This window comes from Acinetobacter sp. SH024, assembly GCF_000163635.1.
GTDB lineage: Bacteria > Pseudomonadota > Gammaproteobacteria > Pseudomonadales > Moraxellaceae > Acinetobacter > Acinetobacter pittii.
Genome location: NZ_GG753600.1, coordinates 1244837 through 1258679, shown reverse-complemented (window position 1 = coordinate 1258679; position 13843 = coordinate 1244837). Strand labels below are relative to the sequence as shown.

The 13843-nt window shown below is 39.3% G+C and carries 12 protein-coding genes and 1 tRNA gene; 8 read left to right on the top strand and 5 right to left on the bottom strand.

Annotation, left to right across the window (positions count from 1 at the left end; genetic code table 11):
* Positions 1-42: 42 nt before the first annotated feature.
* The 3 genes from HMPREF0013_RS11740 (at position 43) to HMPREF0013_RS11730 (ending at position 2731) form a co-directional block, all read left to right on the top strand.
* Positions 43-1494: an NAD-dependent succinate-semialdehyde dehydrogenase gene (locus HMPREF0013_RS11740; protein ID WP_005803184.1), complete on the top strand. Its 1452-nt coding sequence runs from the start codon at positions 43-45 to the stop codon at positions 1492-1494.
* 47 nt (positions 1495-1541) lie between these two features.
* A complete protein-coding gene (cntB, locus tag HMPREF0013_RS11735) occupies positions 1542-2498 on the top strand; it encodes a carnitine monooxygenase, reductase subunit CntB (protein ID WP_005803183.1) in 957 nt (318 codons plus the stop codon).
* A gap of 156 nt (positions 2499-2654) precedes the next feature.
* Positions 2655-2731, top strand: a tRNA-Met gene (locus tag HMPREF0013_RS11730).
* Positions 2732-2774: 43 nt separating this feature from the next.
* On the opposite strand, the gene HMPREF0013_RS11725 is transcribed toward HMPREF0013_RS11730, so the two are convergent.
* From HMPREF0013_RS11725 to HMPREF0013_RS11705, 5 genes are all read right to left on the bottom strand, one after another.
* Complete coding sequence (locus tag HMPREF0013_RS11725; protein ID WP_005803180.1) at positions 2775-3803, bottom strand: hypothetical protein; 1029 nt, start codon at positions 3801-3803, stop codon at positions 2775-2777.
* Entirely contained in the window at positions 3796-5421 is a 1626-nt protein-coding gene (locus tag HMPREF0013_RS11720) for an NAD+ synthase (protein ID WP_005803179.1), read from the bottom strand. Before HMPREF0013_RS11720 ends, HMPREF0013_RS11725 begins: the two co-directional genes overlap by 8 nt.
* A gap of 385 nt (positions 5422-5806) precedes the next feature.
* A complete protein-coding gene (locus tag HMPREF0013_RS11715; protein WP_002120301.1) occupies positions 5807-6367 on the bottom strand; it encodes a hypothetical protein in 561 nt (186 codons plus the stop codon).
* 161 nt (positions 6368-6528) lie between these two features.
* Positions 6529-6981: a protoporphyrinogen oxidase HemJ gene (hemJ, locus tag HMPREF0013_RS11710; protein WP_002120291.1), complete on the bottom strand. Its 453-nt coding sequence runs from the start codon at positions 6979-6981 to the stop codon at positions 6529-6531.
* An 18-nt stretch (positions 6982-6999) separates the two neighbouring features.
* The gene (locus HMPREF0013_RS11705; RefSeq protein WP_005803174.1) at positions 7000-8229 is read right to left on the bottom strand and encodes a beta-ketoacyl synthase N-terminal-like domain-containing protein; all 1230 of its coding nucleotides are present in this window, start codon (positions 8227-8229) and stop codon (positions 7000-7002) included.
* Between the two features lie 300 nt (positions 8230-8529).
* On the opposite strand from HMPREF0013_RS11705, the gene HMPREF0013_RS11700 reads away from it, so the two are divergent.
* From HMPREF0013_RS11700 to HMPREF0013_RS11680, 5 genes are all read left to right on the top strand, one after another.
* Positions 8530-9849 carry an EcsC family protein gene (locus HMPREF0013_RS11700; RefSeq protein ID WP_019767918.1) on the top strand — a complete coding sequence of 440 codons (1320 nt, stop codon included), beginning with the start codon at positions 8530-8532 and terminating at the stop codon, positions 9847-9849.
* Positions 9850-10049: 200 nt separating this feature from the next.
* Positions 10050-10424 (top strand): 30S ribosomal protein S12, encoded by a 375-nt coding sequence (gene rpsL / locus HMPREF0013_RS11695; protein WP_002050319.1) that lies wholly within the window; start codon positions 10050-10052, stop codon positions 10422-10424.
* Between the two features lie 160 nt (positions 10425-10584).
* A complete protein-coding gene (gene rpsG, locus HMPREF0013_RS11690) occupies positions 10585-11055 on the top strand; it encodes a 30S ribosomal protein S7 (protein ID WP_001138055.1) in 471 nt (156 codons plus the stop codon).
* 177 nt (positions 11056-11232) lie between these two features.
* Complete coding sequence (gene fusA, locus HMPREF0013_RS11685) at positions 11233-13371, top strand: elongation factor G (protein ID WP_002120436.1); 2139 nt, start codon at positions 11233-11235, stop codon at positions 13369-13371.
* A 95-nt stretch (positions 13372-13466) separates the two neighbouring features.
* A partial coding sequence (locus tag HMPREF0013_RS11680) for a GTP-binding protein (RefSeq protein WP_005803167.1) occupies positions 13467-13843 on the top strand: 377 nt, incomplete at its 3' end.

Below are 13843 nucleotides of genomic sequence, written 5' to 3'. Positions count from 1 at the left end.
GTAAAGATGACTTACACCTGATTCTTCAGTTAGGAAGATAATATGTCGAGTTTACAAAGCACAGAATTATTTCAGCAACAAGCCTATATTAACGGACAATGGCTAGCTGCACAGTCCAATGCATCGGTTCCAGTGACTAACCCAGCAACAGGCGAAGAAATTGGCACAATTCCAAATATGGGAGCGGCTGAAGCTACACAAGCAGTTAAAGCTGCTTATACTGCTTTGCAAAGCTGGAAGGCTTTGACCGCTCAAAACCGTGCAGATATTTTATTAGCTTGGTACAAACTAGTTCTCGATCATACCGATGAACTTGCTTTAATTATGACTATTGAACAAGGAAAACCTCTGGCAGAAGCGAAAGGTGAGGTGCGTTATGCTGCATCATTTATTCAATGGTTTGCCGAAGAAGGCAAGCGTATTTATGGTGATGTGATTCCAACCGTCAATAACCAGCAGCGCTTTATTATCAGTAAAGAACCTGTGGGTGTGGTGGCTGCGATTACGCCGTGGAATTTCCCAATCGCCATGATTACCCGTAAAGCAGCACCGGCTTTAGCAGCTGGATGTACGGTCGTGATTAAGCCAGCGAATGAAACGCCTTATTGTGCTTTAGCGATTGCGAAGCTTGCAGAAAAAGCAGGTATTCCAGCGGGTGTGATTAACGTCGTTACTGGTAAGTCTCAAGAAATTGGCTCGGTATTTACTTCACATGAAAAAGTGAAAAAATTGACCTTCACTGGCTCAACTCCAGTGGGACGCCTACTGATGCAGCAGTGCTCAAGTACCATTAAAAAATTAGCGCTTGAGTTGGGCGGAAATGCTCCTCTGATTGTGTTTGATGACGCCGATTTAGATAAAGCTGTACAAGGTGCGATTTTTGCCAAGTTCCGTAATGCAGGCCAGACCTGTGTTTGTGCTAACCGCATTTATGTACACGACAATATTTATCAAGCTTTTGCCGAGAAGTTTGTACAAGAAGTACAAAAGTTTAAAGTTGGTAATGGGCTTGAAGATGGCGTGCAAATTGGCCCATTAATTAATGAAAAAGCAGTGTTAAAAGCACAGCAGTTGATTGATGATGCAGTGAGCAAAGGCGCTAAGGTGGCTTGCGGTGGTAAGCAGCATGCTTTAGGACAAACCTTTTATGAGCCATCGGTTCTAACGAACGTAGACCGTACAATGGAAATTGTCCAAGAAGAAATTTTTGGTCCAGTTGCGCCGCTTATTCGCTTTACAGATGAAGCAGACGTCGTTTCTCAAGCAAATGACACGATCTTTGGTTTGGCTGCTTATGTGTATAGTGAAAATATTTCACGTTTATGGCGAGTATCAGAACAGCTTGAATATGGAATGGTCGGTATGAATGCCACAGCAATTTCAAATGAAGTTGTACCATTTGGTGGTGTGAAACAATCAGGTGTTGGGCGTGAAGGCTCAAAGTATGGTCTTGAAGAATTCATGACCATTAAATACATGTGTTTAGGGCTTTAAGGATAAGCCCTAACAACAAGAATATGTGGTAAAAGAAGGATTCTAATATGGCTAGTCATTATGAAATGTTCCCAGCGGTTGTTACTCATGTGGAGCAACTAACCCCTTTAATCAAACGGTTTACGTTCAAACGTCAAGATGGGCAGAACTTTCCTCGATTTAGTGGGGGAAGCCATATTATTGTCAAAATGAATGAACAGCTTTCAAATGCATATTCATTGATGAGTTGTACACAAGACCTATCGACTTACCAAGTCTGCGTTCGTAAAGATGTGGAAGGTAAGGGTGGTTCAGTGTTTATGCATGATCAATGCAATGAAGGCTGTGAAATTCAGATTTCAGAACCAAAAAATTTATTTCCATTAGCCGAAACAGGGAATAAACATATTTTAATTGCAGGTGGAATTGGCATTACACCATTCTTGCCTCAAATGGATGAGCTTGCAGCACGCGGTGCAGATTTTGAGCTACATTATGCTTATCGCTCGCCTGAACATGCGGCTTTGTTAGATGAGTTAAAGCAGAAACATGCAGAACATGTATTTAGCTATGTTGACTCAGAAGGTTGCTCATTGAAGCTGGATGAACTGATTTCATCACAACCTAAAGGCACACATGTGTATGTTTGTGGACCGAAACCCATGATTGATGCTGTGATTGATTGCTGTAATAAGCACCGTTACCGCGATGAATACATTCACTGGGAACAATTTGCCTCAACAGTTCCTGAAGATGGTGAAGCATTTACAGTGGTACTTGCCAAATCTAATCAAGAAATTGAAGTACAAAGTAATCAGACGATTTTACAAGCTATTGAAACATTAAATATTGATGTGGAATGTCTATGCCGAGAAGGGGTTTGTGGTACATGTGAAACTGCTATTTTAGAAGGCGAAGCAGATCACTTTGATCAATACTTAAGTGATGCAGAAAAGGCTTCACAGAAGAGCATGATGATTTGTGTGTCGAGAGCTAAAGGTAAAAAACTAGTATTAGATCTTTAATATATTTCTGTGGCCGATCAATTGTTTAAAGCAAAAAATGCTAAAAAAAGAACAAATAATGATGATCTGAATCTTATTTGTTCAATTGATGGGCATTAAGGGTTTTTACCTATTGACCTGCTATACAGAACTATAGATAATGCGCACACAGTTTACGGCTATGTAGCTCAGTTGGTTAGAGCACCGCACTCATAATGCGGGGGTCACAAGTTCAAGTCTCGTCATAGCCACCATTTTAAAAACCACGCTCCTGCGTGGTTTCTTTTTATCTATTTTTTACTCATTAAAATGTTTTTCAATCATATCGAGTGTTTTTGAGCTTTGATAAAAAGGAGCTAAAAGCGCTTGAAGTAATGGTTCTAAAATACCGTGTTCATTAAAGGCATCCATAACCTTCGGATAAAAACGTAAAGCTTCTGTTTGTAAGTCGCTTTCGGTTAATCCAATCTCACTTAATACTTCAAATAAACTCTGATCTTTATAAAAGTCATAAAAAACTTCGACACCATACAAAATCAGATCTTGCATAAATTGCGATTGGCGTAATTCTTTCCAGTATTCGTAAATTAAAACAAAGAACTCTTCTACATCGAGAGGAGTGAGCTGTTTCATAAATTCATACATTTTTTTATGTCTAATATCTTCCCAAACATGACGTACTAGACTTTCTAAATCTTCACTCGATAAAAGACTTAATTCTGTAAGTTGCTCATGAATAAAACTGGCAATCCAAGTTTCAAGTTTATGCTCGAGGCGTTGTTGTTGTAAAAAAGAGAATTTTTTGAGCTTATGTTGCCATTCAAAATGGTAGTCATCTACTCTAGATGCAGTTAGAAGTTTTGGTAATTTTTGTTCTAGAGTCGAGGTTGCAATATATTGGCAAAGCTGTTGTACAGAAGGGCTAGTTCTTAAAAACTGATTAAGATAATGAGGAATATGTTCCATTTCTAAAAATTTAGAAAGCCACATTTCAAATTGGTGGTCAGAGACCAAGTCTTGTAACTGAATTGGAGACTTCATAGCAGATAAATAAATACGCTGCGCGATTTCCCCAATAAACTCAAGTAAACCAGCACCTAGCTGCATTTTAAAAGCATAGCGTTTCACAACGGCTTGTAGTTGCTCTAAATCAACAACTTCATGTAGCTTGATTTCGTCAGCATGTTGCATAAACAACTGAATGAACTGCTGGAAATAAATAGGTGAGTTTTCTATAGATAATTGTTTTTTGAAAAATTCCACCTGCTCAAGCAAAAGTGCTTGAGCAAGTGCTGTAGTTTTTGATGAGTTTTTCTGCTCAGTCATTCGCTGTCCAACCGTTGACAATCGGATAACGTCGTTCGCGACTAAATGCACGAGAGGTAATTCTCGGGCCAATCGCACCTTGACGACGTTTGTACTCATTACGATCAACTAAACGGATGACTTTTTCAACAACTTCTTTATCAAAACCTTTGGCAATAATGTCGGCCTGACCTAAATCTTCTTCAATGTATGCGTAAAGGATGGCATCCAATACATCATATGCTGGTAAAGAGTCTTGGTCTTTTTGATCTGGGCGAAGTTCTGCTGAAGGTGGGCGGGTAATCACACGCTCAGGAATCACAGGGGTTTCGCTTAAGCTGTTACGGTATTTTGCTAATTCAAATACGATAGTTTTATAAACATCTTTTAGAACCGCAAAGCCACCAACCATATCGCCATAAAGCGTACAGTAGCCAACTGAAAGTTCAGATTTATTCCCTGTAGCAAGGACTAAATTACCAAACTTGTTTGATAAACCCATAAGCAATGTGCCACGAGCACGCGCTTGTAAATTTTCTTCAGTTGCATCAGCTGGTGAATTACCAAAGAAAGGATACAGGGTTTGCATGAAGCTATTTACGATTGAGTGAATTTCAGCAATACCGAAAGTCACACCCATACGGCGAGCTTGTTCAGCCGCATCTTCTACACTAATTTGAGAAGTGTAAGTATAAGGCATCATTACAGCTTGCACTTTTTCTGCACCGATTGCATCAACAGCAATCGCAAGTGTAAGGGCAGAGTCGATACCACCAGAAAGACCCAGAATCACACCTGGGAAGCCTGAGCGCTCTACATAGTCACGAGTTGCCATGACTAAACCTTGATAGATTTCTGCAAATGTTTCTAATGCAGGAGCAGATTCAGTGACTTTATATAACTTTGTATCACGGTCAAATTCAGCAATATAAATGTCTTCTTTAAAGCTCGGTGCTTGTAAAGCAATCTCACCATTTTGATTACTGACAAAACTTGTACCATCAAAAATTAAATCGTCTTGTCCGCCCACTTGGTTAACGTAAACAATATTTAGATGAAGTTGTTTTGCAAGTTCACTTAAGGTCTGTATACGGTGTTGTGGTTTGCCGACTTCATATGGTGATGAGTTGAGTACAAGAACTGTATCAACATTTAATTGGCTCAACTGTTTGACCGTATTAATTGACCAGATATCTTCACAAATTAATACACCAAATTTATGTCCAAGATATTCAAACACCAAATGCTGATGGCCTTTTTGGAAATAGCGTTTTTCATCAAAGACGCCATAGTTTGGTAAATTGTGTTTGTTAAAAACACCCAAAACTTGACCGTCTTTCATGACAGCAGCAGAATTATAACGTTGACCATCTTCTGTCTGGTTTACAAATCCGAAAACCATAACAATATCTTTAACTTCGGCAAGTTGTGCAAAAGCCTTTTGCATACGTTTATTTAAATTTGGACGTAACAATAGATCTTCAGCTGGATAACCAATAACAGAAAGCTCGGGAAAAATAATCAGGTCAGCGTCTTGTTTTTTCGCCTGATTTACTTGCTCAATCATCTTTTGGGTGTTTGAGTCAATATTGCCAATATGCGGAGAAAACTGAGCAAGGGCAACTTTAAAACTTTTCATTCAAACCTAATCCTAGATCATAACGAATATAGATACACACAATGTTGATTTTTATGAATATAATTTTTCAACGATGTGTATGATACGATAGTAAACAATTAAAATAGTAAACAAAAATGTCAAGATCAATAATATATACCAATCCCATATTTTCTGCGTAAAAATAACGAGATTTTCTGTATAGAATAGAAACAGGCTTCATTATTTTTATTGTTTGTATACTGCCTTATCACAAGCTAATTTGGAATAAGTCTGTTCTATTTTTTTCAATAATTTGAATTGAATAAGCCCACTTTTATAGTTTAGATAAGTATTTCTGATTTATAAGAATTCTCATTTACATTACGCAAAAAATGTTACGTTCACAGCGGGATTGATTATTTAGTTACAAATGAAGTTGAGGTGAACAGATAATATTTGGGATTTTTCCAGAACAAATGTCGCGCGCAATTTCGCCTTGCTGTTCAATATTATACGTATTAAATGCCTTGTCAGGGTGATAGGTGTATTTGTAGGGATTGTAACTTTTAAAGCTTAGGTAATAGGCTGATTGTAATAAAGCACCTTTAAATAGTACATGAATGCCTTTTTGATATTGCATGACATGTGTGAGTTCGTGAATAAAAATACCCTGCATAAACTTAGACTCTAGAGCGTAATTTTCACTGTAATCAGCAGGATTGACATAAATATTCCCATTGGGGGCCATAAAAATACCGCAACTCTGCCAAGGGAGGTAGCGCGTAGCAATAATTTTAGGCCGTTCGCAATCAAGCATGTCACCGAAAACCATTTGCGCTAATATTTTTTCTTGAGCAGTCAAATGTCTAATCGGATAGTTTTTTAGGTGACGGAAAATAAAAAGTGTAATAAGAATAAATGGTGTATGGATTAAGCGTTTAAAGGCATTAAAAGTTAGCATAGCTTTGCCATTAAATGAGTTCATCTATTTCTTTAGCATAGTATAGATTAGGTATTGCTAAATAAAGAGGTAGGGAATTGATTAATTTTATAGTTCTGTTTTGAAAAATATAATTGTTTGAATAGATTGTGCATTTTATTAGGATGAATAAAAGAATTCTTGGATAAGAAAAGCAAAAGCCCCAGTTAAAACTGAGGTTTTACAACAACTAAAATCACAACAGCAAATAAAATTAAGGTTGGCATTTCATTAAAGAATCGCCAGAACTTATGTGATTTATAGTGAGCATTTCCGATGAGCTTTTTACGATAATAGCCACATACCAAATGATAAATCACTAATAAAGCCACTAATCCAACTTTGAGGTAAAACCAAGTCGCTTGATGGTAATGTCGAGTTGCATCACCCCACTCTACAAGGAAATGGGCGGTAATTAATGTAGCAATCATCGAAGGCCACATAATTCCACGATACAACTTGCGTTCCATTACCTCAAAGCGTTGATGACTTGCAGCATCTTCACTCATAGCATGATAAACATATAGACGTGGTAAGTAGAACAAAGCAGCGAACCAGCAAACCACGGCAATAATATGTAATGCTTTTACCCACAAAAAAGCATCAGAAGGTGCATCCATCGATAATCCTAGGTGGGATTATGCATCCCACTTCTTGAAAATAAGGCAAGCGTTAACACCGCCAAAGCCAAAACTGTTACTCATTACAGTATTCAATTTTGCATCACGTTTTTCAAGTACGATATCGAAAGGTTTTGCGCCTTCATCAAGTTCAGTCACGTTGATGTTTGGTGCAATAAAGTCATTTTGCATCATTAGCACAGAGTAAATAGCCTCCTGTACACCAGCTGCACCCAAGCTATGACCTGTCATAGATTTGGTTGAGCTAAGAGGAGGTACGTTACCTTCACCAAATGCACGTTCCATTGCTTTAAGTTCTGTAATGTCACCAGCTGGAGTAGAAGTACCATGTGTATTTACATAGTCAATTTTCTCTACACCATGTTGCTTAGCTTCTTCAAGTGCCATTAATACACAACGTGTAGCACCTTCACCACTTGGAGCAACCATGTCCGCGCCATCACTGTTCGCAGCATAACCTACTACTTCAGCTAAAATGTTCGCACCACGTGCTTGCGCGTGCTCAAGTGATTCAAGTACTACGAAACCACCACCGCCAGCAATAACGAAGCCGTCACGGTCTGCTGAATATGGGCGAGATGCTGTTTCTGGAGAGTCGTTATATTTCGAGCAAAGTGCGCCCATTGCATCAAACAATAAACTTTGAGACCAGTGATCTTCTTCACCGCCACCAGCAAGCATAAGGTCTTGTTTGCCAAGTTGAATTAAGTTGTACGCATAACCAATTGCATCTGCAGAAGTTGCGCAAGCACTTGTAATAGTATGTGAAATACCTTGTAGTTTAAATGCAACACCTACGTTTGCAGTAATGGTGTTTGACATGTTACGTGGTACGAAGAATGGACCCACTTTACGTGCGCCTTTAGTCTCTAATAATTCTGTCATTTCAACAACAGAAGCAGTTGAGCCACCACCTGAACCACCTGCAATACCATAACGTGGATTACCAGCAAGTTGTTCAGGAGTAAGGCCTGCATGTTCAACTGCAGCTACAGCAGCGTTGTATGCATGCATCGCACATACGCCCATGAAGCGTTTTAATTTACGGTCGATATTATCAAAGTCTTGTTCTGCAGCAGCGCTGACATGACTTTTAAAATTGAGTTCAGCATAAGTTGGGTTAAAACGTGTCCCGGAGATTCCATTTTGAAGTGAATGAGTAACTGCTTCTAAAGAGTTACCGATACATGAGTTAATACCCATACCAGTGATTACAACACGTTTCATCTACAGGTCCCTTTATGGTGATATTTAAGAGTCTATCGTGTTCAACAGCTATGAAAATGAATAGGAGAATATAGCTGTAAGAAAACGGGACTCATGTTTTTCGTTGTTAACATGATAGCAGAAAGGATTTTTATTTCTTATGGCAAATCTTTATGACAATTTTACATTTAAAAAAAATAACCAAATACATAGTATGTTGCATTTAGGGTTAACTAAAATACACACATTCAAGTTGAGATAAATCCACATTCCACCTAGTATTTATCTCTAATTAGATAAATTAAAAAATCGAGGTACTTGATGACAAAATTTAATAATAATCAATCTGACAATTTGTTTTCTCAGGTCTTCGGAGTGGCTAAAAAGCTCAGTTCTACAGGATTGAGTATCTTGCAACAGAACCAATCAGGTGACGTCAGTAAGGTAATTGAACCAATCCCAACTGGAAAAACTGTTGAAGGTAGATCGAGAACAAAAAGCCCATTTGAAGTTGAGCAATATGAAAGTCCTCAACAAATGCTAAGAGAACATTTACCAAAAGTCACACGTCAGGTATTTGGTCGACATTTTAAAAAAGTAAATGGTGTTGCTACATTTCTTTCGCCAGATTGGGATGAAAAAATCTCAGGCCATTTATTTAATTGGTTAAATGACTTTAGTTCAAAAAGTACCTTAACTGAAAAAATCCTAGAAGAAGCCGGTGCTAAAGATTTATTTGAATTAACTAAAGATACAGGTCGTTCTCAACGTCTAAGTCAGGCGCTTATAGAACAAAACAAGCTCATTGCGACTGTACAAGGTGCAATTACAGGTGTATCAGGCGTTGTTGGTGCAGCTGTAGATATTCCAGTTTCATTGGTTTTGGTTTTAAGAACTATTTACCAGACAGGAAGGTCACATGGCTTTGATCTGCTGGAGGTAGCAGACCAAGATGTTGTTGAGTTTATTTTTAAAGAAGTTGACATTAGCCTGATTGCAGAGAAACAAACTCTCTTGTTGGCTTTAAAAACATTGCGAAATATGTTGGAAACTCAAGATATTCATCAATTTCAGCAAGTATTAGGTTCAACCACAGATATAGATACTTTAAAGAGCTGGCTAACAGATGAAGAAGGGGAGTTTAAATGGGAATGGTTAAATCGTATTCCTAAACTTTCAGCTTTTGGTAAGTTTATTCCAGTTGCAGGGGCTGTTTTAAGTGCAGTATATAGCTGGAAATTACAAGAAGATGTAGGACATAAAGCTCAGGCAATTTTTGGAGCTGCAAGACATTATTTAAACGAACATCCAAGTGAGCATTTATCTCCACTACAGGCTTATTATGCTGCGGTTACACTCATTCAAAAAGCAAGCCCAAGACTTTTAAATGTAGGCGAAGATGGCAATATTCATGCTGCTCATCATCATAAAGTAGAAAATCACGAGGTAATCTCGAAAGTATCTATTGTGTTAAAACCTACAGAAAGCGAAAAAAGTGAAGAGAAAGTTCAGGAAAATGTTCATAAGGGCTTAGAAAAACTTGCTGACAAACATGTGACAGAACATGAGCATACTGAACAAAAGCCTGCTCTAACACCAGAGGATGATGACGAGATATTAGAAGATAAAAAATACTCTTAACAATACGCTTACAAAGTGAAGGTTTAAAAAGTAAAAATAGCCTCTATTTAAATTTGTAAATCGTGCTGTCAAACATTGATATGGTCAACATTTGGTAAGTATTGCCGTGTTGACCATTTTTGCATCTTGGCTTACAATTATGTGCCCTTAAAAAGAGGTATTTTCTTTTTAAGGTTTTTTAATAACGGGAGAATTGCCATATGGCAACAACGAATCAGTTGATCCGTAAGGGTCGTACGACTTTGGTTGAAAAATCCAAAGTTCCTGCGTTGAAGGCTTGTCCACAACGTCGTGGTGTTTGTACACGTGTTTATACAACTACACCTAAAAAACCTAACTCAGCTATGCGTAAGGTTTGCCGTGTTCGCTTAACTTCAGGTTTTGAAGTATCTAGCTACATCGGTGGTGAAGGCCATAACTTACAAGAGCACAGTGTTGTTCTTATCCGTGGTGGTCGTGTTAAAGACTTACCGGGTGTACGTTACCATACCGTTCGTGGTTCATTAGACTGTGCTGGTGTTAAAGATCGTAATCAATCACGTTCTAAATACGGTACTAAGCGTCCTAAGAAGTAATTCTAGGAAACTAGTCGAATAAGCCCTTTAGCGTTTCGCTTGTTTGAATTCTTCATAGATTTGTAATTCAAGCGACGTATAGTAAGGCCAGCGTCGTGTACATGACACTTGTACAAACTGCTGGATCATCCTGAAGTGTCATATTATTAGGTGTATTAAAATGCCAAGACGTCGCGTAGTCGCTGCTCGTGAGATCCTTCCAGATCCAAAATTTAGCAGCCAAACAATCGCTAAATTCATGAACCACGTAATGCAAGATGGTAAAAAATCTATTGCAGAAAGTATCGTTTACGGTGCTTTAGAACGCGTTCAAGAAAAAAACAAAGTAGACCCAGTTGAATTTTTCGAGACTACTCTTGAAAAAGTTCGTCCTATGGTTGAAGTAAAAGCACGCCGTGTTGGTGGTGCTACTTATCAAGTACCTATGGAAGTGCGCCCATCCCGTCGTACTGCCTTAGCTATGCGTTGGTTAGTAGATGCTGCTGCTAAGCGTTCTGAAAAAACGATGGCTTTACGTCTTGCTGGTGAGTTGCTTGATGCAGCTGAAGGTAAAGGTGCAGCAATCAAAAAACGTGAAGATGTGCACCGTATGGCTGAAGCTAACAAAGCCTTCTCTCACTACCGTTTCTAAGCGGATAAAACAGGCCTTATTCAGGAGAATATTCATGCGTACAGCAGCTCGATTCAACATTGCTCTCTATCAAAGTGGGGGCTTTGCAGGTATTTAAGTTGCCTGTTTGGATATTCGCGCGCATCAATTTAATTGGTGCGTCCTGTTTTAAATATAACATTTAGGAATGTAGACATCATGGCTCGCCAAACCCCAATTACTCGTTACCGTAACATCGGTATTTCTGCGCACATTGACGCAGGTAAAACAACTACAACTGAACGTATTTTGTTCTACACAGGTGTATCTCACAAAATTGGTGAAGTACACGACGGTGCAGCAACAATGGACTGGATGGAACAAGAGCAAGAGCGTGGTATTACAATTACCTCTGCTGCTACGACTTGTTTCTGGTCTGGTATGGGTAACCAATTCGAACAACACCGTATCAACGTAATTGACACCCCGGGACACGTAGACTTCACAATCGAAGTTGAACGTTCTATGCGTGTTCTTGACGGTGCGTGCATGGTTTACTGTGCTGTAGGTGGTGTACAACCTCAGTCTGAAACTGTATGGCGTCAAGCGAACAAATATAAAGTGCCTCGTTTAGCATTCGTGAACAAGATGGACCGTACTGGTGCAAACTTCTTCCGTGCTGTTGAGCAAGTTAAAACTCGTTTAGGTGGTAATCCTGTTCCTATCGTTGTGCCAATTGGTGCTGAAGATACATTCCAGGGTGTTGTTGACCTTATCGAAATGAAAGCGATTATCTGGGATGAAGCATCTCAAGGTATGAAGTTTGAATATGCTGATATCCCAGCTGACCTAGTTGATACGTCTAACGAATGGCGTACAAAAATGGTTGAAGCTGCGGCTGAAGCTTCTGAAGAATTAATGGACAAGTACCTAGAAGAAGGTGATCTTTCTAAAGAAGACATCATCGCTGGTTTACGTGCTCGTACATTAGCTTCTGAAATTCAAGTAATGCTTTGTGGTTCTGCGTTCAAGAACAAAGGTGTTCAACGTATGTTGGATGCTGTAATTGAATTCTTACCATCACCTACAGAAGTTAAAGCGATCGAAGGTATCCTTGACGACAAAGACGAAACTAAAGCGTCTCGTGAAGCATCTGACGAAGCTCCGTTCTCTGCACTTGCGTTCAAAATCATGAACGACAAATTCGTAGGTAACTTAACATTCGTACGTGTTTACTCTGGTGTTCTTAAACAAGGTGATCCGGTTTATAACCCAGTTAAAGCTAAGCGTGAACGTATCGGTCGTATCGTGCAAATGCATGCGAACGAACGTCAAGATCTTGATGAAATCCGTGCAGGTGATATCGCAGCGTGTGTAGGTCTTAAAGACGTTACAACTGGTGATACATTATGTGATGAGAAAAACATCATTACTCTTGAGCGTATGGAATTCCCAGAGCCAGTAATTTCATTGGCTGTTGAACCAAAAACTAAAGCAGACCAAGAAAAAATGTCTATCGCTTTAGGTCGTTTGGCTAAAGAAGATCCATCGTTCCGTGTTCGTACAGACGAAGAATCTGGTCAGACAATTATTGCTGGTATGGGTGAACTTCACCTTGACATCATTGTTGACCGTATGAAGCGTGAATTCGGTGTTGAAGCTAACATTGGTAAACCAATGGTTGCTTACCGTGAAACGATCAAAAAGTCTGTTGAACAAGAAGGTAAGTTCGTACGTCAAACTGGTGGTAAAGGTAAGTTTGGTCACGTATATGTACGTCTTGAACCGCTTGATGTTGAAGAAGCTGGTAAAGAATACCAATTCGTTGAAGAAGTTGTTGGTGGTGTAGTACCTAAAGAATTCTTTGGCGCGGTTGACAAAGGTATTCAAGAACGTATGAAGAATGGTGTATTAGCTGGTTACCCTGTTGTTGGTATTAAAGCGACATTATTCGACGGTTCTTACCATGACGTCGACTCTGACGAATTATCGTTCAAAATGGCAGGTTCTTATGCCTTCCGTGATGGTTTCATGAAAGCGGATCCTATCCTTCTTGAACCTATCATGAAAGTTGAAGTAGAAACTCCAGAAGACTACATGGGCGATATCATGGGTGACTTAAACCGTCGTCGTGGTATGGTTCAAGGTATGGACGATCTTCCTGGTGGAACAAAAGCAATTCGTGCAGAAGTTCCTCTTGCTGAGATGTTTGGTTACGCGACTCAAATGCGTTCTATGTCTCAAGGTCGTGCGACTTACTCTATGGAATTTGCTAAATATGCTGAAACTCCACGTAACGTGGCTGAAGGCATCATCGCTAAATTCCAAGCTGGCGGTAAAAAAGGTGACGACGAGTAATCTTTCGATTACTATAAGCCCAAACTAATTTCTTAGTTAAAAACCAAGTGCTCATGGGGTGACCCTCCATGAGTAGTTTATAAAGGAAGATCATCATGGCTAAAGCCAAGTTTGAACGTAATAAGCCACACGTAAACGTGGGCACAATCGGTCACGTTGACCATGGTAAAACAACTTTAACTGCTGCGATTGCAACTATCTGTGCAAAAACTTACGGCGGTGAAGCGAAAGATTACTCACAAATCGACTCAGCACCTGAAGAAAAAGCACGTGGTATTACAATTAATACTTCACACGTAGAATACGATTCTCCAATTCGTCACTACGCGCACGTTGACTGCCCGGGCCACGCCGATTACGTTAAAAACATGATTACTGGTGCTGCTCAGATGGACGGCGCGATCCTTGTGTGTGCTGCGACTGACGGTCCAATGCCACAAACTCGTGAACACATCCTTCTTTCTCGTCAGGT